Annotated in this window: 30 protein-coding genes; 26 read left to right on the forward strand and 4 right to left on the reverse strand. The window is 27.1% G+C overall.

Features of this window, described 5'->3' with window-relative positions:
* The first annotated feature begins 64 nt into the window (after positions 1-64).
* From AC2TEO_RS09395 to AC2TEO_RS09475, 17 genes are all read left to right on the forward strand, one after another.
* Positions 65-748, forward strand: coding sequence for a DUF4386 domain-containing protein (locus AC2TEO_RS09395; RefSeq protein ID WP_442264569.1), 684 nt, complete (start codon positions 65-67; stop codon positions 746-748).
* A gap of 572 nt (positions 749-1,320) precedes the next feature.
* Entirely contained in the window at positions 1,321-2,535 is a 1,215-nt protein-coding gene (locus AC2TEO_RS09400) for an MFS transporter (RefSeq protein WP_442264570.1), read from the forward strand.
* Positions 2,536-2,589: 54 nt separating this feature from the next.
* Entirely contained in the window at positions 2,590-3,051 is a 462-nt protein-coding gene (locus AC2TEO_RS09405; protein ID WP_442264571.1) for a hypothetical protein, read from the forward strand.
* Between the two features lie 163 nt (positions 3,052-3,214).
* Positions 3,215-4,669: an MBOAT family O-acyltransferase gene (locus AC2TEO_RS09410; RefSeq protein ID WP_442264572.1), complete on the forward strand. Its 1,455-nt coding sequence runs from the start codon at positions 3,215-3,217 to the stop codon at positions 4,667-4,669.
* Between the two features lie 11 nt (positions 4,670-4,680).
* Positions 4,681-5,613 carry a hypothetical protein gene (locus AC2TEO_RS09415; RefSeq protein WP_442264573.1) on the forward strand — a complete coding sequence of 311 codons (933 nt, stop codon included), beginning with the start codon at positions 4,681-4,683 and terminating at the stop codon, positions 5,611-5,613.
* 119 nt (positions 5,614-5,732) lie between these two features.
* Positions 5,733-6,653, forward strand: coding sequence for a hypothetical protein (locus AC2TEO_RS09420; protein ID WP_442264574.1), 921 nt, complete (start codon positions 5,733-5,735; stop codon positions 6,651-6,653).
* Positions 6,654-6,822: 169 nt separating this feature from the next.
* Complete coding sequence (locus tag AC2TEO_RS09425; protein ID WP_442264575.1) at positions 6,823-8,106, forward strand: S28 family serine protease; 1,284 nt, start codon at positions 6,823-6,825, stop codon at positions 8,104-8,106.
* A 53-nt stretch (positions 8,107-8,159) separates the two neighbouring features.
* Positions 8,160-8,585, forward strand: a complete 426-nt coding sequence (locus AC2TEO_RS09430; protein WP_442264576.1) for a hypothetical protein — start codon at positions 8,160-8,162, stop codon at positions 8,583-8,585.
* 6 nt (positions 8,586-8,591) lie between these two features.
* On the forward strand, positions 8,592-9,002 hold the full coding sequence (locus AC2TEO_RS09435) for a hypothetical protein (protein WP_442264577.1): 411 nt from the start codon (positions 8,592-8,594) through the stop codon (positions 9,000-9,002).
* A 1-nt stretch (position 9,003) separates the two neighbouring features.
* Entirely contained in the window at positions 9,004-9,456 is a 453-nt protein-coding gene (locus AC2TEO_RS09440; RefSeq protein ID WP_484730855.1) for a hypothetical protein, read from the forward strand.
* Entirely contained in the window at positions 9,456-10,493 is a 1,038-nt protein-coding gene (locus tag AC2TEO_RS09445; RefSeq protein WP_442264579.1) for an OmpA family protein, read from the forward strand. Before AC2TEO_RS09440 ends, AC2TEO_RS09445 begins: the two co-directional genes overlap by 1 nt.
* Positions 10,494-10,572: 79 nt before the next feature.
* On the forward strand, positions 10,573-11,133 hold the full coding sequence (locus AC2TEO_RS09450) for a hypothetical protein (RefSeq protein WP_442264580.1): 561 nt from the start codon (positions 10,573-10,575) through the stop codon (positions 11,131-11,133).
* A gap of 41 nt (positions 11,134-11,174) precedes the next feature.
* A complete protein-coding gene (locus AC2TEO_RS09455; protein WP_442264581.1) occupies positions 11,175-11,822 on the forward strand; it encodes a hypothetical protein in 648 nt (215 codons plus the stop codon).
* Between the two features lie 97 nt (positions 11,823-11,919).
* Positions 11,920-12,378: a hypothetical protein gene (locus AC2TEO_RS09460; protein ID WP_442264582.1), complete on the forward strand. Its 459-nt coding sequence runs from the start codon at positions 11,920-11,922 to the stop codon at positions 12,376-12,378.
* 39 nt (positions 12,379-12,417) lie between these two features.
* On the forward strand, positions 12,418-13,614 hold the full coding sequence (locus AC2TEO_RS09465) for a voltage-gated chloride channel family protein (RefSeq protein WP_442264583.1): 1,197 nt from the start codon (positions 12,418-12,420) through the stop codon (positions 13,612-13,614).
* Between the two features lie 112 nt (positions 13,615-13,726).
* Positions 13,727-14,101 carry a nuclear transport factor 2 family protein gene (locus AC2TEO_RS09470; RefSeq protein ID WP_442264584.1) on the forward strand — a complete coding sequence of 125 codons (375 nt, stop codon included), beginning with the start codon at positions 13,727-13,729 and terminating at the stop codon, positions 14,099-14,101.
* Between the two features lie 59 nt (positions 14,102-14,160).
* Positions 14,161-14,604, forward strand: coding sequence for a hypothetical protein (locus AC2TEO_RS09475; protein WP_442264585.1), 444 nt, complete (start codon positions 14,161-14,163; stop codon positions 14,602-14,604).
* Positions 14,605-14,688: 84 nt separating this feature from the next.
* On the opposite strand, the gene AC2TEO_RS09480 is transcribed toward AC2TEO_RS09475, so the two are convergent.
* From AC2TEO_RS09480 to AC2TEO_RS09495, 4 genes are all read right to left on the reverse strand, one after another.
* Positions 14,689-15,285, reverse strand: a complete 597-nt coding sequence (locus tag AC2TEO_RS09480) for an LURP-one-related family protein (protein WP_442264586.1) — start codon at positions 15,283-15,285, stop codon at positions 14,689-14,691.
* Positions 15,286-15,385: 100 nt separating this feature from the next.
* On the reverse strand, positions 15,386-16,021 hold the full coding sequence (locus AC2TEO_RS09485; protein ID WP_442264587.1) for a hypothetical protein: 636 nt from the start codon (positions 16,019-16,021) through the stop codon (positions 15,386-15,388).
* Between the two features lie 20 nt (positions 16,022-16,041).
* A complete protein-coding gene (locus tag AC2TEO_RS09490) occupies positions 16,042-16,914 on the reverse strand; it encodes a hypothetical protein (protein WP_442264588.1) in 873 nt (290 codons plus the stop codon).
* A 2-nt stretch (positions 16,915-16,916) separates the two neighbouring features.
* Complete coding sequence (locus tag AC2TEO_RS09495) at positions 16,917-19,028, reverse strand: T9SS type A sorting domain-containing protein (RefSeq protein WP_442264589.1); 2,112 nt, start codon at positions 19,026-19,028, stop codon at positions 16,917-16,919.
* A gap of 127 nt (positions 19,029-19,155) precedes the next feature.
* On the opposite strand from AC2TEO_RS09495, the gene AC2TEO_RS09500 reads away from it, so the two are divergent.
* The 9 genes from AC2TEO_RS09500 (at position 19,156) to AC2TEO_RS09540 (ending at position 25,493) form a co-directional block, all read left to right on the forward strand.
* Positions 19,156-19,704, forward strand: coding sequence for an RNA polymerase sigma factor (locus tag AC2TEO_RS09500; RefSeq protein ID WP_442264590.1), 549 nt, complete (start codon positions 19,156-19,158; stop codon positions 19,702-19,704).
* Positions 19,697-20,389 (forward strand): outer membrane protein assembly factor BamD, encoded by a 693-nt coding sequence (locus tag AC2TEO_RS09505; RefSeq protein WP_442264591.1) that lies wholly within the window; start codon positions 19,697-19,699, stop codon positions 20,387-20,389. The genes AC2TEO_RS09500 and AC2TEO_RS09505 overlap by 8 nt, the downstream gene beginning before the upstream one ends.
* A gap of 23 nt (positions 20,390-20,412) precedes the next feature.
* Entirely contained in the window at positions 20,413-20,952 is a 540-nt protein-coding gene (locus AC2TEO_RS09510; protein WP_442264592.1) for an HD domain-containing protein, read from the forward strand.
* Positions 20,953-21,016: 64 nt separating this feature from the next.
* On the forward strand, positions 21,017-21,607 hold the full coding sequence (locus tag AC2TEO_RS09515) for an RDD family protein (protein WP_442264593.1): 591 nt from the start codon (positions 21,017-21,019) through the stop codon (positions 21,605-21,607).
* Between the two features lie 50 nt (positions 21,608-21,657).
* Positions 21,658-22,518 carry an alpha/beta hydrolase gene (locus AC2TEO_RS09520; RefSeq protein ID WP_442264594.1) on the forward strand — a complete coding sequence of 287 codons (861 nt, stop codon included), beginning with the start codon at positions 21,658-21,660 and terminating at the stop codon, positions 22,516-22,518.
* Positions 22,519-22,608: 90 nt separating this feature from the next.
* Positions 22,609-23,160, forward strand: a complete 552-nt coding sequence (locus AC2TEO_RS09525; protein ID WP_442264595.1) for a hypothetical protein — start codon at positions 22,609-22,611, stop codon at positions 23,158-23,160.
* Positions 23,161-23,197: 37 nt separating this feature from the next.
* Positions 23,198-23,569 carry a DUF2200 domain-containing protein gene (locus tag AC2TEO_RS09530; RefSeq protein ID WP_442264596.1) on the forward strand — a complete coding sequence of 124 codons (372 nt, stop codon included), beginning with the start codon at positions 23,198-23,200 and terminating at the stop codon, positions 23,567-23,569.
* Between the two features lie 14 nt (positions 23,570-23,583).
* Complete coding sequence (locus tag AC2TEO_RS09535) at positions 23,584-24,480, forward strand: alpha/beta hydrolase (RefSeq protein WP_442264597.1); 897 nt, start codon at positions 23,584-23,586, stop codon at positions 24,478-24,480.
* A 113-nt stretch (positions 24,481-24,593) separates the two neighbouring features.
* Positions 24,594-25,493, forward strand: coding sequence for a DMT family transporter (locus AC2TEO_RS09540; protein WP_442264598.1), 900 nt, complete (start codon positions 24,594-24,596; stop codon positions 25,491-25,493).
* Positions 25,494-25,518: the final 25 nt, after the last annotated feature.

A 25,518-nucleotide genomic window follows, 5' to 3' on the forward strand; every position in this document is an offset into this window, starting at 1 on the left:
TTGCTAATTCACTCAACTACTCATAACTAAAGACGTTACTCTTTATTAGAATGAAAAAAACATTATGTATTCAAGTAAAAAGATTTCAAGAATAGCAGGCGTATTAATTATACTTGGAATTATTATCGGTGTATTAAGCGTTGTTCCTTCTGTAGAAGGCCAAAATTATCTTGGCGATGTTTTTCCAAATAGAAATCAAGTCTTAATTGGTGCAGCATTTCAATTTTTCTTAGTACCAATATATATTGGATTTTCACTTCTACTCTACCCATTTTTGAAAGATTACAATAAGTCACTTTCTATCGGGTTTGTAGGATTTAGAATTATCGCAGGAGTGTTTCAATTAATAGGAATGATCCTATTACCATTATTTATTATTCTTAGTCAGAAATATTTAAGTGAACCAAATCCAAACTTATTATTCTTTGATTTAATAGGTCAACTATTAAAATCGTTTCGAGATCTAACTAATCATTTGGGAGTAATGTTAGCTACTGGTTTAGGGAACCTAATTCTATACTTTATCTTTTACAAAGGGAAATATATTCCTGTTTGGTTATCATTATGGGGAATGGTTGGAAACATACTACTTATGTTAGGAAGTTTTCTATTACTATTTCAGTTAATTGATGTCATCTCAATAGCATATGGAATTTTAACCATACCTATTATTTTTCAAGAGATTACATTGGCAATTTGGTTAATAGTAAAAGGACTTAACTTAGAATTCATCAATCGAAATTTGTAAAACAAAAGAAGAATGCACAACAATGTATATGAAATACATTACGCATTAATCTTAATTATTTTTTTAACTTTGAATTAGAGAAGAAATAATCTGATTTTGTAAAAACAACAAATACAAAAAAATCAGAGAGTCTAATTAACAAAAAATGCTATATAATAAACTCTACCATTTGAACATGTCTCATATTGCGATAAACTAAAATTGAATTTAAACTAGACGGAAAATTAAGTGTATTCGAATTCCTTGACAGAAAAAATGCACGAAAGACCAAGCTTATAAAGTTCGTAAAAAACTGTGAATATTGGAATAAGACATGGTTTTTGAATATGATATTAAGTTCAGATACATTACAATTAAAAATTGACTGAATACCAAATTACTTTTGGACTTATTCTAATTCGAATGACAAAAAAATAAAAAAAGATGGTTAAAATGTATAACCTCAAATACGGCGAATTCGGACGTAGTCTAATCCACTCAATTACTATCGTTAATTTTTAAACCAAACATATAACAACTATAATCTAACATACAAAAAACGTTAAAGGTAATTTACCACCACATAAAAACGAATGGAAAAAATTAAAAAACAAAAACACTCAACAGAAACTCTCTTTTTTTCTCTTTCTCGAATGTTAGAAAGAGCTTCTTATTATGGTTTTCGTGCTATTGTAATCCTTTATTTGATTGAAGAAACACTGAAAATCGAAAAAAATGAAGCGTTAAGTATCTATGGGTGGTTTACAGGTTCGATAGTTTTTTCTCAAATTATAGGAGGACTTTTTGGAGATTTACTTATTGGAAATAAAAAAGCCGTAATAATTGGTGGAATTACTCAAGCAATTGGAGCTTTTAGTTTGTGTATACCTTCTACAACTAGCACGTATTTAGGAATGTTTTTTGTTGTTTTAGGTAGTGGTTTTTTTACTCCAAATATCCTTTCAAGTTTTGGAAAATCTTATTTAAACAAAACAAAATTGTTGGATTCAGGATTTACAATCTTCTATCTCGTAGTCAATATAGGTTCATTTCTTGGAATTTTATTAATTGGCTATTCTGGAAAAAAATTTGGTTTCAATATTGGATTTATAATATCTGGTATACTTATGTTATTGTCAATTATTCCAATCATTTTTTCAAAAGAAATTAATTTAGAAGAATTTAAAAAAAATAAGATATCAATTAAAAAGAGAATTTTAAATATCCTAATTACTTTTATTGCTGTTGGGTTATTTTGGAATATTTACGAAATATCAAATATTCGTTTTTTTGATTTACAAAAGCAATTCAGTGAAATTTCAGCCTGGAATATCTCTAAAAGTTTATGGCAAACCATTAGTTCTATTTTCACCTTTCCTATTTCTTTAGTTGCAATTGTTTTTTGGAGTTTTTTCTACAGTTCTCAATTTCTTAAATTAGTGTTTGGTTTTATTTTTGGAGCAATATCACTTAGTATTTTATTTCTAATTCCGGAAATCCCAACAGAAAATCACACAATTATATATTTAACATCATTGATTTTTCTCGGAATTTCAGAAATTCACATTGCCCCAGTAATTCATTCGGTTTTAACAAAATATGCGAATCCAAAATATTTAGCAATTCTAATGAGTTTAACATTTTTGCCGACAAGATTAATTTCTTTAATTTTTGGCCTGTTTAACGACAAATTATTTGATAATTCTATGTTAGGATTGAAAGTTGGAATAGCAGGAATGATATTTATTGGAATTGGACTAATTGGATTTGTATGGTGGAATAAAAAAACTACTTACAACACCCTCTAAAATTAATTGCTTAAAACACATAACTAATCTTACACAAAACGTTGCATAACATTTATGAAAATACTTTTGATAAATTTATTATTCTTCTTGACATTTATTTCTTTTGCTCAAAAAAAAGAGGTTAAAAGCTTCATGTTTAACGATGCTAAAATTCAATACACAAGAATTGATTACTCAAAATATGGAGTATCACAATTCTATGTCACAATGTATAATATTAATCCAAAAAATAATTTAATTGAAAAGAACTCTATTAATTGTTTAAAAAGAGAAGAAAATTTATATCATACTTTATACTTCTTTTTAAAAATACCTAGTGGTTTTAAAAACGAACATCAAAAAACAAAATTATTCTCTAAGTTTATAACTCATTTAGAAAAAGAAGAAAAAGTCAAAGAGTTTAATTTATATCTAAATTTCGATATTAATTATTCTATCCCCTATCAATTAAAAAATAACAATATAAAAAGAATTATCACTGATATTAACTCGGAAAACATTTGTAAAACACTATAACAATCAGATTAAAAATATTACACAATAAAATATTTAATTAATCATCTGTAAGTTTGCCCTTTAAACATCATTTTTTAGATTTTAATTAACTTCGTATCTAAATAACAACAAACAAAGCTTTTGCTTCATTCAAAAAATATTAATGTTATAAATAAAGTAGTAAATGTTATTTAACTCTATTGAATTTGCTATTTACTTACCTATAGTTTTCATCTTATATTGGTTTGTAATAAATAGAAATTTAAAACTCCAAAATAGCTTACTTGTTATAGCTAGTTATGTTTTTTATGGATGGTGGGATTGGAGATTTCTTTCTTTAATTTTTTTTAGTTCTTGTGTAGATTATTTTATTGGAATTGGATTCTCCAATACGAAAAACAAAAGAAAGAGAAAATTCCTTCTATGGATAAGCATCTTTATTAATCTTGGCTTTTTAGGGTTCTTTAAATACTTTAATTTCTTTATTGAAAGTTTCGCAGAAACATTTACAATGTTAGGAAAACCAATAGAAGTAAATAGATTGAATATCATTTTACCTGTAGGTATAAGTTTTTATACTTTTCAAACACTTAGCTATTCCATTGATATATATAGAAAAAAACTAAAACCAACAAAAGACATTATATCATTTTTTGCTTTCGTAAGTTTTTTCCCTCAATTAGTAGCAGGCCCAATAGAAAAAGCGACAAATCTTTTGCCTCAATTTTACAAAAAAAGAATATTCAAATATGATTTAGCAGTAGACGGAATGCGTCAAATTCTTTGGGGTTTATTCAAAAAAATTGTAATTGCAGATAATTGCGCACAATTTTCAAATCAAATATTTGCGAATTATGGAGATTATAATGGAAGTACATTAATATTGGGAGCTGTTTTTTTTACTTTCCAAATATATTGTGACTTTTCTGGTTATTCTGATATTGCAATAGGAACATCACGTTTGTTTGGATTTAATTTAAAGCAAAACTTTAACTTTCCATATTTTTCTAGAAATATTTCAGAATTTTGGAGACGCTGGCATATATCATTGAATACCTGGTTCAAAGATTATTTATATATTCCACTTGGAGGTAATAAAGGTGGAAAATGGAAGAAAATAAGAAATATATTCATAGTATTTATTATTAGCGGATTTTGGCATGGGGCAAATTGGACGTTTATTGTTTGGGGATTTCTTAATGCTTGTTATTTTATACCCATCATATTCTTAAATAAGAACAAAAAAATAAATAGTGTTACTGAGGATAAATTACTACCTACTTTAAAAGAAACGCTTCAAATAATAAGTACATTTGGACTAACAGTTTTAACTTGGGTGTTTTTTAGAGCTGAAAATGTAAGTAATGCTTTAAGTTATATTAATAAACTTATCTCCTGGTCACTTTTCGAATCTCCTAATAATTTTGGTTTTTCAAAACTTATAGTTCTTCAACATATTTTTATAATAATAATTTTTATACTTATTGAATGGTTTGGCCGAGATGGAAAATATGCATTACAAAAAATTACAATCATTAAATCAAAATTTTATCGATGGATATTATACTTAATCATTGTTATTTTAATTTTTGCTTTAGGTAATTTTAGTAAAACCGAATTTATATATTTTACTTTTTAAATAAATAGAGAATGAAAAAATTCATAATTAATTCTTTAGCAGCATTTTTAGTATTTACTGTCATTATGATTGTTATTTTTCATCTCACCTCATATTTTGTTAAACAAAGGGAGTTTAATAATTACAATACAGAAAGTAATACTTTATTTTTAAAAAAAAATCGCGAATATGATATCTTATTTATGGGGATCTCTCATGCTCGAAACTTTTCAAGGCATAAAAATCATTTAAGGGTTGAAAATATATTAAATTCTAATATTGTAAACATCGGTCAAGGAGGGGGAATTTGTGGAGTTAACGAGCAACTTTTTTACCTTAATTATTTTTATAAACTAGGAAATAAAACATCTAAAATTATTTATATACTATCACCTCCAATGCTTTATTCATCAACCCTTCCTGTAGCATCTAACACATTTGACAATGAAGCTTTTGATTTTTATTTCCTAAGTGATTATTTAAAATTTAACAGTAAGAATAAAGAAGAAAGAATTATATCTTATTTACAAAGTAAACTTAGTTTCAAATGGATATTAAAAAAACCAGAATACAGGGCAGATTCTAAATCTTTTGCTTTAGATTCTTTAAATTTAAAAAACGTGATATCTGGACAAGATTTAGCTTATAGTGGTTTGAAACTAGACACAATACAGTTTCAACAATCAGTGAAACATGTAGAAATGACAATCAAGTTAGCAAAAGAGAAAGGAGATCAAATAATTTTACTTATCCCTCCTGCTCTTTTTGGAAAATGGAGAGGGCATCAAGAAACGAGTAACTTTGCTAAGAAAATGGAGAACATGTATTCCAACGTATCTTTTTTTGATGGTTCAGAAACAGTTCTTAAACCAAAATACTATTATGATAGTCATCATTTAAATACCGAAGGAGTTATATATTTTACTCGTAAATATTTAAAAGTATTATTAAAAAAAGAAAATTAACTTAAAATCGCTAAAGTTAATTAATCATACTTTTACCCCCTTTATTTCCTCTACATAAAAAAACTACAAATATTTGTAACATTATTGTTTAACAATCTTCTATAGTTAAATATTAAATAATGAAATACTACTTTATACTCTTTCTAGTTGTTACTTCAATTTTATACTCTTGTTATTCTAAACAATGTAAAAATGAAATCAAATTTGAATGGCAGAGTTTTGAACTTGAAGGTAGAAAATATAAACATGGAGCCATGTTTTTACCTGTTTATCTAGACAGTATAGACAAAACCTTTAAAATGCAATTTGATTTAGGGTTAAACGTTAGTGGCATTTACGAAAACCCTCTCAATACTATAATAACTAAAAACCCTTATTTAAAAAATAAAATAGAATTTGGAAAAGATTATCAAGTACTAAAAACAAAAACTAAAATTCAAAATTACATTTCATCAGTAGATAGTCTTTTTATATTTAAAGGATATGGAGATAAAAAAGAATATGATGAATTATCTGTTATAGGATCAATAGGAGCAAATGAACTTGAAAAGAAAATATTAATCATCGATTTTAAAAACACATCTCTTAAAATACTCAACAACAGCTCACAAATTGACAAAAACAAATTTAATTTTGTACAACTAGAATATAAATTTGGTAAAATTTTCATCCCTTTATCTATTAATGGGAAAACTTATAAATATATATACGATACTGGAGCTTCTATAACTCCAATTACAACTATAGATAAAGCTTTTTTTTCTATAGCTACAAAAAAAACAGCAAAATTAGACACTGTCAAATTAAATAGCTGGGGGAAATTAGCTACATTTTTGAAATCGGAAATAAAAATACCTGTACAAATAGGAAATGTAAATTTAAAAATAGAAGGCAAAAGTATTTTTTACACAGAAGAAGAAAAAATTATAAAAACTCTTAATCAAGTTGGTGTAAAAGGTTTAGTTGGCAATGATTTCTTTATAGATGACATAATTGTTATCGATCTAATAAACAATAAATTTGGAGTTCAGAAAAAATAAAACAACAAACTTAAACTCTCGTATAAATATACATTCATAGCCAACTTAATAATTTTAGGCAAAATTTAAAGAATAATTCTCTTACCTCTCTTCTATCTTACAATTACTTAACTTAGTTTCAAATAAAAAATATAAATTTAAACCCGAAACTAATATTAAAAAACTTGTTATGTGTAAGAAATTTATCGCCTTAATTTTAATTCTATGGACAACTTGTGAAGTAAATGCGCAAACTCTAACTATTGAAGATCAATTAAAAAACTTATCAGATATAACATTCAAAAAAGTTAAATCTTCAAAATCTACTTATGAATTAAAAATCAAACAACCTTTAGATCATTCAAATCCAGAAAAAGGTTTTCTTCATCAAAAAGTTTATTTAACTCATACAGACTTTACGCATCCAACGGTAATTGTAACTCAAGGATATCAATTAAGGAAAAACCGAGAACAAGAAGTTACTAAACTTCTAAATGCAAATCAAATTAATGTAGAACATCGATTTTTTGGAGAAAGTAAACCAGATTCTTTAGATTATTCATTTTTAAATCTAAAACAAGCTACAGCTGACTTACATCATATTAGAACATTATTTGATAAAATATATACTAAAAAATGGATTAGTACAGGAATTAGTAAAGGCGGATCTACAACTATATTTTACAAGTATTTTTATCCTAACGATGTAGATGCTAGTATATCTTATGTAGCTCCTTTAACCAATTCATTTGAAGACAAAAGAATTTATGATTTTTTAAATTCTATTGGCACTAAAGAATGTCGAGAGAAAATCAAAAACTATCAAACTCGTTTACTTAAAAATAAAGCGCAAATTATTCCTATTCTAAAATCTTATGCTTCTCAAGCAGACTGGAAGTTTACATATTTATCTATTGAAGAAGCTTTCGAGTATTCAGTTTTAGAATACCCTTTTGCTTTTTGGCAATGGGGAAATAACTGTGAGGAAATTCCATCGGAAAAAGATACTTTCCAAAAAGATGTTATACATTATTTTACTATGGATCCTATTTCTCTATTCAATGATAAATCTATAAAGAAATATGGTTCTCATTACTATCAAGCTGCTACAGAAATGGGATATTACGGATATGAAATTAAAGATTTTAAAGATTTATTGGTTTCCTTACCGACAGATAAAAATCCGCACGCAACTTTTGTTCCGAACAAAATGAAAGTCGATTTCGATGGGACTTTACTAAAAAAACTTCATCATTGGATTGAAAACGATGGCAATAATTTCATCTTTATTTATGGAGAAAATGATACTTGGACTTCTTGTGCTGTTCCTGAAAATGATAAAATTGATGCTGAATGGTTTGTGATGAAAGACAAACATCATGGAAATGCTCGTATAAAAAACATGAGTAAAAATGAATATCAAAGATTATGTTCAGCTTTAGAACGATGGCTAGAATTGAAAATAGAAAAATAAGTTAAGATAAAGAATGTTAAATTCTGTTTCTGAAAAAGAAAATTTGCTCAAAAATGAATAGTGAACTTATAATTGAATTTGATAAAAAAGTAACTATCAAAAGTATAAAACAATGGGAAACTTACGGTGGCTTACTTGAAGGTGTACCAACTAAAAGATCAAATAAAAGAACTATTGAACACACAAAAAGAGAAGCAAAAAAAATTACTGGTGTACATCAAATATTTTTAATCGATCCAGAACAAAAACCCATTGATCATGTTAAAAATTATTTTTTCGGAACTCCAGCTTCTCTACCGAAAATAACTTGTGTAGCTGAGTTGTGGTATAACGATGTATTTAGAGATAAAAACAAAATGTTTTCTAGTCTTTGTATTATCTGGTATCAAGAGGATTATGCTTTTCCTATAGAAGAGCATATTTTAGATGCTATTAAAGAAATACCTTTTAGTAAAATTTGTGGCGAATTCGATTATTAATAAACTATGGAATTTAAAAAAGACATTCAAAAAATAATAGATTATTCAATTCATTTTGCTGAAACCATGTTGTTAGATGGTAAAGAATACTATCCATTTGCTGCAACAATTAATAATAAAAACGAACTCGTTCCTATTAGTTATTACGAAGAAGGAAATGAATTTCCTGATAGTCAAATTATCATTGACTTTTTATCCAATAACTTGCATAATGAGCTTAACAATAAAAAAATTAAAGCCTTTGGAATTACATCAGATATAAAAGTTAAAAGCTTTGAATCTGAAGAAACAGTTGATGCTGTAATGATTGATATTTATCATTTAAACTCAAATGAGATACCAAAATATTTTTTCACTTATTCATGGAACTCTAATGATGAATTAGTTTTTGGTGAGAGTTTTGGAATAAAAAGATAAAATGAAAAAATTGAATTTATACTTTGGATTATTATTCTTTGTTGGCTTTTTAGCTACGGGTTATTATATGGCAGAATATTTTAAACCCAATAACGTTGATAATTATGTCGCAAGAATGCAAATAAGAGCAAATCACATATACATTCTATTTATTTCATTACTAAATATCATTTCTTTTAAATCTGAAATAAAAATGGATCATAGTATATCAAAATATTTAAATATCTTATTTAGAATTTTAATATTAATTGCTGGAATAATTTCATTTGTTGCGTTTTTAAAAGATCATACGGGAAATTTAAAAACAAGAAATTGGACTCTTACTGCTATAATTCTATCAGTTCTATCAATAAGCATGGTCTTACTAAATGAATTAATTAGTTATATAATAAAAATAAAAAAATCAGTTTTAATTAATTATCTTAATAAGAAAAATCAATCAAATAAATTATAATGAAAAATAAATTAATAATCGGAAGTCTATTCATAACTATAGCTTTTATTTCTTGCAAACAAGATAAAAAAACAAATGATACACAATCTCCAAATAAAGAAACTTCTGTTTCAGATAAAAAAGAACAAGCAAAAGAAACTGTCAGCCCAAAAATAAAAGATTTTTCTTGGAACGACATACCAGAATCAACTATTGATATAGGAGTTTATCCTTACATTACTCCTCCGAAAGGAATGAAAATAGATAAAAATACAAGTGATACAAAATCTTATGAGTTTCATAAATTAGAAATGTTTGATGGAAATACTATAATTAATATTAAAGGACGAGTAGAAATGATGGGAATTCAAATGGATTCGTATAAAGAAAATTGGAATCAATTTTTATTTGATGAAAGTGTAGATGAATATTTGAAATCAATTGGAGCTGTGTTAATCTCGGATAAAAAAATATCTGAAGAAATAATAAATTCTTGGGGAGAAACACCTAATGAAAAATATGCTCATATGCATAATTTTTATGTTGGTGATGTTATTAACGATAAAGTTAAAATGTATCTATTAAGAACACCTAATAAAAAAATTGGCTTTCAAGTATATTCAAATACTGCTACAGGAAATATTGGTATTGTTGAGCAAAAAGATTTTAACCAAACAATTGAAAAAATCACAGCAGACGACATTTTCAAAGCAATTAACGATAAAGGTTTTGCTACTTTACATATTAATTTTGACACAGGAAAGTCTAAAATTAAAGCAGATTCTTATGGAATAGTTAATGAAATTTCAAAAATGTTGAAATCGAATCCTGAATTAAAAATTAGTATTGAAGGACATACAGATAATGTTGGTGATGAATCTTCAAATATGGAATTATCTAAAAATAGAGCCAAAGCTGTTCTTATGGCTATTATTGATGAAGGTATTGATAAATCAAGATTAAAAAGTGAAGGGTTTGGACAGACAAAACCTATTGGTAGTAACGAAACCGAAGAAGGTAAAGCACAAAACAGAAGAGTAGAATTAAGAAAATTATAGTGTAAATAGTTTGGTTGTTTATCGAAAAAACTTGGATTAGCAACCAAATTTATTGGCAATTATCTCTTTAAACAAAAACATGAAGAACTCTAAATCATCAAACTACATAAAACAATTTGTAAAGGATATTATTCCTGTAATATTTGGAATTTTAATAGCATTATTTATTAATAATTGGAATGAAAATAGAAAAGATAGAAACTACATTAAAAAGTTCTATGTTTCTCTAAAAAAAGAACTCAATCAAACCAATAAAGAAATAAAAGATAAAATTCCTCATCAACGATCAGTCATCGATTCTTTAAACTCTTACATGAAAGATAATAAGGTGACTTTATTAAATACAATTATTAAGGCAGATGGAATTAAAGCTCCTACGATTAGAATTAATTATTGGAAGGCTATTTCTAATTCCAAAATTGAATTGTTAGAATACGAACAGTTAGCCACATTATCTACTATTGAAGAAGGAAAAAAACTCTTAGACTTAAAACTTAAAAACTTAATAGATTTTTTAAGTTCTTCAGGCATGAATGACACTACTAAAAATGCAAAATTAAAAGCTAAGTTTATGATACAAGATATTATTGTTACGGAAAAAGGAATTCAAGAAGAAATTGAAAAAGTTTTAAATCAATAAAAATTATAAACATTAAAAAGCTAAATACTAAAATCAATTCTTTGAAAGAACGAATTGTTAAAACAGGTAAAGTTCCATTCAAACTATGGCTTGAGTTTGAGGAAACTGAACCATGGAGTGATATTGAAAATGATTTTGCCAATATAATTGTCAACACTCTAGATGGAAGATTATATGGAATTAATACTTGGACTTATAAATTTCTTAATTCGGCAGTTAAACAAGACGAAAAACATGACTTGAATTTAAAGGGATTATACCAAGTTGCTCCTGATCTTTTTGTTAAAGAATTAAGTAGAGAATGTATTGAACAAACTATTTCTCATTTACTAGAACAAGGACCCCTTGAAGAAGTTTTAAACCCTTCTGTTTTCAGTCTTGAATATCTTGATCCATGGATTGGGTTTCATGAATTAGAGGATGCTGGTGAAACTCTTGAAAAAAGAATTAAGGAGACAAATAAAAAAAATCACTTCTTATATAAAAATAACGTTTTTTATGTTGAAGCTATCCACCAAAATAATAACGAAATATTAATTAAACTAGAAGATGGGAGATACTGTGTAGTTCATTTCACAGACAATAAAATAAAAAAAGAAACAAAAGCTTTTACTAAAACAGAAATCTATTTAAACGATAAAGATTTCTGGATTCGTAGATTGTCTAATGATATTAAAAACTATAAATAAAAAGCAAAATATATAGAACTGAACAGTGAATTTATTGAGTTTTCAAAGTTAGAAAGAAGTATTTATTTCAATAGAAGAATTTTAAAAAGTTAAAAAAATGAATTCATTTACAATGGCTGAAGCTGGAAACACATACAACTATGCTTTAACCACTATTATTGACAAAGGTTTTAAAGTTTTTATCATTCCAGATCAAAGAGAAAATTATTTTGGCGAATATTGGGCAATTAATAATACTCACAAATTTATTGGTAGTTCACCTTTAGTTATTTTAGGTTTAATTGGAGTTTGGGAAAAATATGGTGATGATTGGTGGGAAAATCATCAAAAAACACCAAAAAACTATCTATCGATACTTGAAAATCGTGCATTTCCAGATTGTGTCTCTGATTTTGAAAATATATCTGAATCTGACTTCAAAATATTTGTTTCGGAATATCAACTTCTTTTTAAAGCAACAAAAGCCTGGAATAAATTTAAAATTACAGAAAACATAACCCGAAAAGAATTATTTTATATTGTAAATAATTATTGGAAAGAAGAAAATCACATATAAACTTATTTGATTCATAAACTACAGCTTCTCTAAAAAACAATGAACAAACCATATTTTAAAAAAGATAAAATTTCAATCCAGAATATTGGGAAACAACGATTTTGGTTTGGAGTAATTGCTGGTTTAATATCTGCTTTTACTCTTTCATTAATCTTTAATCGAATGCGGGAAACCATTCGGTTTATTTCAGGAGTTTCTGTGGATCTTGTAATTTTGAAAGAAGATGAATTTCTTTTCTTTAACTACTTTTTTGCTGCATTAGCTTCTAGTCTTGGTTTTTCAATAACCATTTGGGTTTGGATGAGAAGTAAAATTTATCAAAGAAAAAAATATAAACGCTACAAAGAACAAGCAAAAACACAAGCTTTATTTTTCTTTTGGACTATTTTATTTTTAACTGCTCAATTAAGTTACTTGTTATTATTTGTAGCGCTTGCAGGTGTTTCTAGTTTCGATTTACCAATAGATTTATATCAAGATCATTGGCTATTGTTTGTTTTAACACCGTTAGTTATATTTTTACAAAATTGGTTTTCTGTAAGACTTATTTACAAATCTGGTTTATGGATTTTCTATTCTCTTTGCATTTCAGCTATTCTAACATTCATACTTTATTACACAACTACTGTAAATCAAAATGAGATAAATTCTATATACTTTAAAAACAATAAAAACGCATACGAATACATAGAAAAAGAAACACAAAAAGCAAAGAAAAATTATAGGATTGAATTTTCAGAAAATACCATAGAAATATTAAAACAATGGAATACTAATTCCGCTACAGAACAAGTTCGTTCGCTTCAACAAGATTTCAACAAAAAAGAATCTGTCAATCTAAAAACTATACTGTTAGAAAAAATAAGTATTCATAACTATAAATATTACAATAAATATAGATATTACAACGAAAGAAATCCTTTTATAAATTGGCCTTATGCGTTTCCCAAAGACATTTTAAATCAACTCAATTATTTTGATATTAACTCGAATGAAACTAAAGAACTTTTCGAAATTTTAAAAGAGCTAATTATTCTAGCAAATAAATCAAAATTAGAAGTTAAAACACCAGAGAGCACCTCATATTTTAATCGTGAAAAATACAACTCAGAGTACAAAGTTAACATCGAAGTAATTAAAGAATTAAAAGAAGTATGCGATAGCTTAAAAAAGATAAAAAAATATGCACATTTAAGCAAAACATTACCTGAAGTTAAATTAAATAAAACTCAGTAATTATTTTTTTAACTATGTTAAACAACATCAAAAACAACACATTAATAGTTGATAATTCTAATGAAGCTTTTTTCTATATTGAAAATATAAAATAACCTGCGATATAATAACAATGAAAAAGGAAATTGCAATCCAATATTTAAAACATTTAGAAAACGGAGAAGTTGAGAATATTATTGATTTATTCCACTCTGAAGGAATTGTAGACTCCCCTATTTATGGAATTAAAAAAGCTAATGTATTTTATAAAGAATTAAACAACGACACTTCAAATTCAAAATTAACTTTGAGAGGTATTTTTGAAGAAAATGATTCTAAAACAATAGCATTGTATTTCACATATCATTGGACTTTAAAAAACAAAGAAGTGGTAACTTTTGATGTCGTTGATATTATTGATTTTGATTCCAACCATAAAATCTTAAAACTAAAGATTATTTATGACACCGTTAATGCTCGTCAATTAGTAAATCAATTAAATGATTAACTGAGCCCCATTAAATTACGGTATGATTTTTGTAGTTTTTTTTTAAAAAACCACCTATTATGAAAAACTACTTCTTAGTATCAATTTTAAATTTTTCCATTCTATTTTCTTCATTCTTCTCAAATGAAAAATCCCCAAAAAACAATGATAATTTTACAAGTTATGAATGGAAAAAAACTTCAAACAGCAACGTAGAATATCGATTAATTAAAGATGATTATGGATACCATGCTATCGAATTCATCAATAACTCTGACTGTCCTGTAAAAATAAGAGCCGAAGTTTTTTTATTTGGAGATACAACAAATAAATATATTACTATAAAAGGAAAAAATTCAAAAACCTGGTGTTTTTTAAGCTCGATTTCACGTTCTAATGGTACTTGTAGTTTTATATTTGAATTTACAGATAATAGATATATTTATAAATCTGATGTAACTGTAAATATTCGTGATATAAAAAACAAAACAACTTGTAATCTAGAAAACAGAAAAGAATTATAGCATAAAAAACTTATCCTATTAACATATAAAAAGCAACTTACTCATAAGTTGCTTTTTTAAATTCGTCGTTTTTATTCTCTTGTATTATCCTCTTCTTCTTTCTAATAATACAAGCATCATTAAAGCCAACATAATTCTATCATCATCATCGTTATCTAATTGGCCTACTTTTGAAACTTCAAAATTTCTTCCAAAGAAAGATTTTAACTTTTTAAGCCTAACAATGACTTTACCTTGTTTGTCTTTTACTACATATGAAGGATTAAATAAATATCCTGTAAAAATGCTTAAAATTGGGATTTCTCCTAATAGAGAATCAAATACTTTCACCCAAGGATTTTCCTCATTTATAACATATTGTTGTTTTTCATTTTGATCGATAATTTCATAATGTGCTTTCCAAACAGAACGCCATCCTTTACGAACTACCTTTCCGAATTCTTTTCCGTCTACATCTAAGAAGCTGTACGCAGTAGAAAAATCTAACCATTTATCAGCTTTAATCCTATAATTTACATGAGATTTAGATTCGTCACTGTAAACAGAAATATCTTCTTTTAGTTTAAACATTTTCTGACGTACATAAGCAATCATTTTACCACTACTATCTGTTGCAGAAAAGTCGTTTGCTAATGTTGAAATATTGAACTTAAAGTTCACTGGAAATTGAATGTTTTGCATAATTTTTAGCAATTTAGTTTTTGAATAGTTTAGTTATCGCATAGCAAATAACGCTTGCAAGTTAATTATTAATAATGAATGCTAATTATGCTTTTTACTTTTATTTTATGAAGCCTAAATCCTTCGCCATTTGTATCGAAATCTTCTCAAAATCTCTATCCTTTGATTGTTCTTCTTTATTGAAAGGAGCTCCAGGCGCCACTATTTCTAAAGTATAACCTTCTAACTTTACTTCTAATTTTCTTTTTGCACCTGTATATAAAGCCGCTTTTCCAACTTTTGGAATCCATTTTGCCGATTTAGACATTGATTTTTTTAACGACCAAGCTTCTTCCCAATTTTCACCTTGCCCAATTGCTTCAGAAATTCCTCCTGCATCTTGACTAGAACTTACTTCTTTGTAAAGAGAAATCATACCTGTTAAAAAGTTCCAGTCGGAACCACCAAGTTTTACTCTTACCATACAGGTTTTTGTATTTCCGTTTTGCACAAATTTCCCTTGTCCTACAGTCACGATCGCATCTGCTGTTACGTTATATAAACCAGCTAATTTTTCCTTATTTATTAAACTGCATACATCTGTTACTGCATTAAATTCAATAGTATTTCCTTGAAAGTTTTTATTCACAAAAGATGTATATCCCAAATCAGATTCAACAATTGATTTTTTATCTCCAAAACATGAGCTTAGTACTGCTAAAGTCATGATAAATATTACTGTTTTTAATAATTTCATAATTTCTTCTTTTTTTGTTATTATCTAAAATCCTCGAACTTTTTCAACTTCACATTGATCATTCCTTTTACTTCTCCTTCTCTAAAAACAAAAAACTCTTTCATGTATTTTGAACGATGTGATTTACACTTTTTTTCTTCTTCTTTAGAACTTGCAGCTCTTTTCTCTAAACAGTCTACCATTTGAATTCCATTGAAACTTGCTACAAATTCTTTCTCATTAAAACGTTCTATGTAAAGCGTACCAGAAAAAGCTCTACTTTCTATTAATTTATGCGTATTTATAAAATTGATACTATATGTCGTAGCATCTTCAGCTTCAGTAAAACGTATACTATTCGTATAACTAGATTGAGCTTCTTTTAATAAAGGATCACTTAAAACTTTTAATTTCTTACCAAATTCATCAGCAGAAATTTTACCTTCTTGAAATTTCTTGGTAAGCGATTTCATTTTCTCTTGCATTCCGTTCTTTTTCCTTTGAAAATCTTTCCTTTCTTTTTCAATACGAGTGTGGTCTTTACTATTAATTTGACTCATCATACTCATATCATCACGATAACCTTTATTTAATGCACTTAAATTGATATACACACTGTCTTTAGGAGTAATAGGGAACTTTAAACCGTTTATAAATTCTACCTCTATAAGCAATTCTAAATTATTTGGAACTTTGTTGTTATCTACATTTAATCTTCCTCCAGACAACTCAAATTTCCCTCCATAACCTTCTCTTAATTCATGTTGTGAGATATACACTGAAAACTTGTTTTTACTCAAACTTGCTTCTACAGCTTCACAAGTTCCAAAAGCTTCACCACTATAACCTACTTTTTGACTAACAACTGTTTGGACGAATAGAAAAAACAGTAATAGACTAACTACTTTTTTCATATTTAGTGCTTTATAATTTTTCTATGAATAACATTTTTGAATTCATCTTCGACACGAATAAAATATAAACCTGCAGGAAGATTTCTTAATGAAACTTCTGTTTGCGTGTTTTCTATATTTTTCTCTTTCAAACAAACTTTCCCATTACTATTGAATACAACTATAGATTGAATTGAGTTTGAATTTTTAATCTTTATCAATTCCCAAGTTGGATTTGGATATATGGAGAAATTTATATCAGAAACTACATCTTCAGTAGATAATACACTTGAAGTATCTTCGGCCTTTAAAACAAAACCTCCAGATTCTGATTTAGATTGAAATCTACTAGATAGTTCTAACCAAACTTGTAAATAGTATTCTTGACCAGGATTTAAATTATCTACTGATAAATTTCCTTCATCACAATTTAATGGAGTTGCATCTGTACAAGTTTCATACAATGCAATTTTTGAAATTAATGTGCCTGCAGAAATAGTTATATTCATACTTCCAGATTCTGGAGCTGTAAACGAATACCAAACATCAAAAACTGTTATTCCATTTTGAGCACAATTCGGATTTGTTGCTGCTCCAGATGCACTAATTGTGCTTCCTGGCGTATCTTGTCCTAAAACAATTGGAATCGTAAAAGAACAATTGTCATTTACTGGTGTACAGTTTTCATTAAAATTTGTTTGCATATCTATTTGAGCCCAAGTAGAGTTACTATAATTTACATCATCTACCTGAATACAGGTTAAATTAAAATTTGCAAAAACAGAGAAGTTTTCATTAGAAATTCGTGAATTATTTCCATTTTTTATGTTCAATCCAACCAAAGCATTATCATTACAACTTAACTTAGTTAATCGAGAATTGTTTACTAAATCTAAATACTCAATAGCATTAACTTCACAGTTCAAATTTTCTAACTTTGAGTTTGATAAAGTGTTTAATTCAGTAATTTGATTTGCACTACAGTTTAAGTTTACCAACTCTAAATTTTTAATAACCGATAACTCACCAATATCATTATAAGAACAGTCTAAGTCTGTTAAATTCACTAATGTGCTAACATCTAAACTTGTAAGTTCATTTGTACTACAATTTAAATTCGTTAAAGCAGTAAACTCCTCGATCCCAGAAAGATTAGTAATACTTTGCCCGCTAACATCTAAAGTAGTTAATGCTTGAATAGCCGAAGTTGATACCTTATTATCTCCTGTAACTCCATTACCAGCACCTATAGATTCTAAATAAGTTTCAAAATTACTATCAGGAATTTCAGTAGTTTCTAGAGTTGAAGATCCGCCACAATCGTTACTGAAGATCAAGTATTCATCAAATCTTAAAACTCCTGTTGTTTTTGTTCTCGACCAATTTGCATTTACATAATCTGCATCAGAAACTTCAATACATCTTAAGTTAGGATTAGATAAGCTCTCTAAGTAAAAATTGTTTAATCCATTTTTAATGGAAACCCTAGAAATACTACTTAACTCATTCAAAATAATATCTGTAATACGTGTATTATTTGCAAAATCAAGATTATCAATTTTATCACAGAAGTAAACAAAAAACTGACTTAAATTGGTATTACTTGATATATCTACAATTTCTAGAGCATCATTATTGTTAAGATTAATATGATCTAAACTAATTGCCCCCGTAGTATTTAAATCAACCAATAACGCATTATTTTTTAGACTTAATAATTCTAAATCCGTATTAGAAGAAACGTTTAATGAAGTAATCGAAGATCCATCTAAAAAAATTCGTTTCAATTTAGTTAAACCAAAAACATCTATTGAAGTTAATGTTTGATTCCCTGCAGTTAAAAACTGTAGCTCTGTATTTCCACTTACATCTAGTGTTTCTAATTGATTTCCTGAAATCCTTAGTTCTTTTAATCCAGCAAAATCTTCTAATCCTGTTAAATCTTGAATTCCTATGGAATTCATTGATAAGAAAGTAACATTTTTAATATTATCTGTAAGTACATAATCATCTAAAACAGTATCGTAACCTTTATTGATAAGAAACTGTTCAAAAGCATCATCTGGCACAAAGGTTTGCTGAGCAAAAAGTCCTACAGATAATGTCATAAAAAAAAGTAGTAATCTATATTTCATATGAATTGCTTTTAATTGTTATTCAATTGTTTCGTTTTTATATTCATATATTAGTTTTATAATTATTTCGAATCTTAACATTTTTCAGAAAAAAATTCTGTTAATATTACCTGTATCTCAGCAACTAATGAATAGAAACATTAACGATATATTACTTCAACAAGAATTAAGAGAAGGTAATAGAGATTCTTTACGAACGGTATACGTGAATTATAGAGCTGACTTTTTAAAGTATGCTTTTACTTACAAGTTAAGTGAAGAAGATGCTTTAGACATTTATCATGATGCTATTATTGCATTCAATAAAAGTTTCACACAGAATAAAATAAACATTACCAAAAGCTCTATAAAAACCTACTTATTTGGTATTGGAAAAAACAAGATTTATAATCACTTTAAAAAGAATAAAAAAATACATTTAATAAAAGACAGAGAAGATGAAGCCTATGAAAGTATTGAAATTGATGCTGTAACTCCAACAATTGAGCAAATTGCATTAAGTAAAGCTTTACAAAAGATATCGGAATCTTGTAGAACTCTTTTAAAGCTGTTCTATTTTCGAAACTTAGATATTGAAGAAATTGTAAATCTTACCGATTACAAAGATGCAAATACAGTGAGTAGTCATAAATCTAGATGTATGAAAAAACTTAAAGAGTTAGTGAAAAATGAATAATTACGAAGAAATTATACAAAAACACTTTAAGAATGAATTAAATAGTGAAGAACAAAAACTATTTAACTCATTAAAAGAAACTAACGAAGAATTTCTAGTAGCTTTAAAAGCTCACGAAGATCTTATGATCGCTTTTCAGGTTAATGAAGACAAAGAAATTAGTAATCTTATTAAAGATATTGAAGGCAAAAAGAAACCAAAATCTGTTTTTCTTAAAATCGCAGCAGCTTTAGCTGTATTTATTACTGGTTATTATTTTCTCTTTTTATCTAGTGAAAATTACGAATATTATTTAGAAGAATATCCTAATGTTCATCATCCTATTACAAGAGGAAATTCTAAAAGTAAACTAGACGAGGCTTTTAATGCTTATGAAAGTAAGTCTTATAAAAATGCTATTGTAAAGTTTGATGCTATTTTAAGCGAAGAGAAATCTCCTGAAATTCAATTCTATAAAGCAATGGCATTATTAAATGATAAGCAATATCATAAAGCAGAAAATATTTTACAAAACTTAACTCAAATTTCTTTTGAATTTAAAGATGAAACGTTTTGGTATTTAACAATTCTATCTTTAATAAAAGAAGATGAAACTAATGCTAAAAAGCTCTTGATTACAATGAATAAAGAAAATATGGAGTTCAAACAAGAAGAACGTCAATCAATACTCAAAAAATTAAATTAAAAAATCTTCATTATTAATAATAAATGATACAAGAACTATATCAACAAGCAATGAAGTTTGCAGGAGAAAAACACTGTAATCAAAAAGTTCCAGGAACCAAAGCAAATTATTTATTACATGTTTCTAATGTAGTTATGGAAGTTATTATTGCCTACAATTACACAAAATCTTTTGATATAAATTTGGCTGTACAAACTGCTATTCTTCACGATACTATTGAAGATACTGATACTAGTTTTGAAGAAATTTTATCAAATTTTGGAGCAACTGTAGCTGAAGGTGTTTTAGCACTAACCAAAAATGAAAATTTAAACACTAAGGAGGAACGCATGCGTGATAGTTTAAAAAGAATCAATAAACTGTCTAAAGAAATTGGTATTGTTAAAATAGCTGATCGAATTACAAATTTACAAGAACCACCTAAACATTGGAGTCAAGATAAAATTGAAAATTATTTAAAAGAAGCTCAGTTAATTTCAAATGAATTGAATGATAAAAATGAATATCTGAATAACAGATTACTAGAAAAAATTGAAGCATATTCAAAATTTATATCCAAATAAAATTCTAGCACCAATATTTTATTACTTTTGCCCTTGCTATTAAACTAACAAAAATTGAAAAACTATGACTAGAGAAGAACGTTTAAGCTTCTGTAAAATTTGTAAAAACCAAAAATTAGATTTTAAACAAGGAATTGTTTGCGGACTAACTAATGCTCCTGCAGAATTCGAAAACTCATGCGATTCTTTTTCTGAAGACATAACCTTAAAAAATGAAGCACTTTTTCAAGAGTTTGAAAATATTCATGAAACTGTTGGTAAAGGAACCAGATTAGCAAATTACCTACTTGATCTTATATTTATTTATATACTAGGTTATTTAATTGGTTTAATGATTGGACCTTTATTAGTCAATTTTGCTCCTGATTTAATTTATTCTACTAATACAGGTAAGATTTTACTCTTTGAATATCTTTTAGGTGCTTTTATAAATATGATTTACTATGTTTCTTTTGAAGCAAGTTCAGGAAGAACTATAGGTAAATATATTACGAAAACAAAAGTAGTTACTCTAGATGGTGAAAAACCCGATTTTAATGTAATTTTAATACGTTCTTTGTGCAGACTAATACCTTTTGAAGGTTTTTCTTTTTTAGGAGATGATGATTCTGGTTGGCACGATACTTTTTCTAAAACAAAAGTAGTAAAAGCGTAATTTTTTGTAACCTACTTTTAAATTCATCCGTCTTACTAAAAAAACTTTCAATGACTAAACTTTTTAAATTTTTAAAATGGATACTAATTATTGTAGTTACCATTATTATTGTTGGCCTTTTATATTTAAGATTTTCACGATTCTCAGATACTATGATTTATCAAGTTAATGGAAATCAATACAGCGAATTCAAGTCTAATTTTAATCATGAAGAATTTTATTTTGATATAGCTGAAAACACCAAAATTCACGCAGCTCTTTTTAAACCAGATTCTATTCCTACAATTGGAACAATATTTCATTTTTCAGGAAAAGGAATGCATTTAATGTCTGTTCAAAAATCATATCAACCTTTGTTAAATAAAGGATTTCAAATCTTTTGCTACGAACGTAGAGATTTTGGAAAATCTACAGGTGAAGCAAAAAACTCTACTATTATACAAGAAGATGCTTTAACTATGTTTGATAAGATCGCTGCTTTACCAAATGTAAAAGAGAAACCTATTGTAATTTGGGGACAATCACTCGGTGGTGCATTTGCGACTATGACAGCTAATAAAAGACAAGATAAAATTAAAGGTTTATTCTTAGAGGGAACGTTTAGTTCTTTTCCTGATATTGGTAAAGAATATGCGAGAGCTTTACATTTAGAAAATTTCAAATGGTTAGTTCCTATTGTTATGAACAATGATTTTCCTGCAGAAGAAGAAATTAAAGAATTACAAATACCAATTGTAATTGCACATAGTAAAACTGACAAACAAGTTAGGTATGAACTAGGAAAGAAACTTTATAATAATGCTCCAAAAAACAACAGTCTTTTTTGGAATATTAACGGTAAGCATATTAGAGGAATTTACAATCATGAAAAAGAGTATGTAAATGCCTTTTTAACAATGCTAAAAAAGTAAAAACATTCGTTTAAATTAAACCTTAAAAAGAAAAAACATTTTTGGTAAGTTCAACAGAATTAATCTACATTTATAGAAAAAAAATAAGTATTGATTTCTACAACATACAATTCAAATAAAAAGAAATTTTACCATAATAAAAAAGTTAACACTTTAGCTTATGTATATTATATCCTATTTGCGGCAATAGCTTCGGTTTTCATTTCTAACCTTCTAGATAGTTATGTTTTTAAGGTAATTCGATCAATTCCTTTGGATGAAATAGGAATTATGACAGCTGTAATCTCTTCCTACAGTATCTATAAAATTCATAAAACAAAAATCCTAGTTGTTAACTTAGAAGAACATAGTGCCACTTTTATTATTATTGAAGCTAAGAAAAGATTTCGCAGATTCGAAAATATGTTTGACACCGTTGATTTTCTTAAAGGCAAAAATGATACTATTACTGTTCCATATAATAACATGAAATCAATACAAGCTGAAAGTACGTTAATACAAAACTTAATTACTTTAAGCTATGTAGATGACGATAATCAACTTACAAAACGAAATCTAGCGCTGTACGATGTACTAGAGGAGGCAGATATCTATATTATTAAGAGACAATTGAGAACAAAAGGGATTGAAGTAAATTTTTAATCCTACAATACATATTCTTTTTTAAAAAACTTAACTTATGAAATCGACAGCACATCACGACGAAAGAATTGCTAATATGATATTCGCTTCTGTTTATCCGCATTATGTTACTAAAGTTGAAAAGAAAGACAGAACAGTAGATGAACTACACGAAGTAATCACCTGGTTGACAGGCTTTACCTCTGAACAGATACAAAATTTGATTGATGAAAAAGTAACGTTTAAAACTTTCTTTGAAAGAGCAAATCTAAATCCGAATGCTGATTTAATTAAAGGTGTAATCTGCGGATATCGAGTTGAAGAGATTACTAACAAACTAACTCAACAAACACGTTATTTAGATAAACTTATTGATGAATTAGCTAAGGGACGTAAAATGGAGAAAATTTTGAGAAAACCTAAAGAATAAAACAACACAAAATTGTGAAAAAGAGATATAAATTTTTAATTCTATTCTTGGTTTTTATAAGCTTAGGAATATATTTTATTTTTCATTCTATAGCTCCATACGCTATTATACAACCGCAAAGAATTAGTATAAATAAACAACCTAAAGATTTAAAATTAAAAAGTGAAGAAATAGATATTCTCACTAAAGACAGTTTAACTTTAAAAGGACATTGGATTAAATCTAATAAAGAAACTTCTAAAGGAATTTTGATTTTTATTCATGGCATTGGAGGTTGTAAAGAACATTTTTTAGAACTATCAAAAAAATTAGCTGAATTCGGAATTGAATCGATTTTATTTGATGGAAGAGCTCATGGTAAAAGTGAAGGTAAATACTGTACTTATGGTTTTTATGAAAAACATGATGTGTCTAAAATTGTAGATTTCATCAAACAAAAAAACCATAACCTTAAAGTTGGAATATGGGGAAATTCTTTAGGTGGCGCCATTGCTATTCAAGCTTTAGAAAAAGATAAACGTATTCAATTTGGTATTATAGAAAGTACATTTACAACATTAGACGAAATTGTTTTTCAATACAAAAAGAACTTACTCAAAGGTTTTGGAATAAAATTCTTATCCGATTTCAGTTTAAAAAGAGCAGGACAAATTGCTAATTTTAATCCAAATAAAGTAAAACCTATCCAATCAGTTACAAATATTACGCAACCAGTTTTAATTGCTCACGGAGATGCAGATCAAAATATTCCTTTTAATTTTGGTAAAGAGTTATTCGAAAACCTTAAATCAAACGATAAAAAGTTTATTCCAGTTAAAGATGGTGGACATCTAGATTTATTTGAAAAAGGAGGAGAAAAATATCAATCGGAATTATTAAATTTTCTATTACAGAATTTTAATTCAAATTAATTTCTTGAATAAGATATTATCAAAAAACATCTTCTAGTTAATATTCAAACATTTCAACTCGCTAATTAAAAAATTGTTCGACCTTTGCCGCTTAATTCAAATAAACGAGTAAAATGAACACTAGAGTTATAGCGTTATTAGCAGTTTCTATTGTTACTATTATTTACGGAGTTACTTTTACCGTAGCCAAAGAAGTAATGCCTCATTATGTAAAACCTTTTGGTTTTATCTTTCTTAGAGTATTTGGTGCTGCTGCTGTATTTTGGTTTTTAAGTTTATTTATTAAAAACGATAAAATTGAAAAAGGTGATTATAAAACCATTGCCTTATCAGCCTTCTTCGGTATTGCATTAAACATGCTTACCTTTTTTAAAGGTTTAAATTATACAACACCAATTAGTGCATCTGTAATGATGGTTACTTCGCCGATTTTAGTACTTATTTTTTCAAGTATTTTAATTAAAGAACGTCCAACATTAACCAAAATCATCGGTGTTATTATCGGATTAATCGGTGCAGTCGTTCTTATTGTTTACGGAACAGAACCAGGTGCAGATGCTAAAAACATGATGTTAGGAAACTTTTTAGTGTTTATAAATGCGGCATCTTATGGAATGTACTTGGTTATTGTTAAAAAAGTAGTTGCCAAATATAAACCGGTTACGTTTATCAGATGGCTATATTTCTTCGGATGTATTTTCGTTTTCCCTTTTGGAATAGCTGAATTCTCAGAAGTACAATGGACGATTATTCCAACATCAGGTTATTTAAGAATAGGATTCGTTGTCATATTTGCTTCTTGTATCACTTATCTTTTCAATCTATTTGCATTATCAAAACTAAAACCAACAACAGTAAGTGTTTTCATTTATTTACAGCCTGTTGTCGCTAGTATTTATGCATTATTGGTAGGAAGTGATCAATTAAATACGATTAAAATCTTAGCAAGTATTTTAATATTTATTGGTGTATACTTGGTTTCTAAACAAACTACCGAGAGTAAAAGCAAATAATGTATCTTTACAGCCAATTAAAAAC

It is taken from the genome of Tenacibaculum aquaeponti (genome assembly GCF_057221555.1).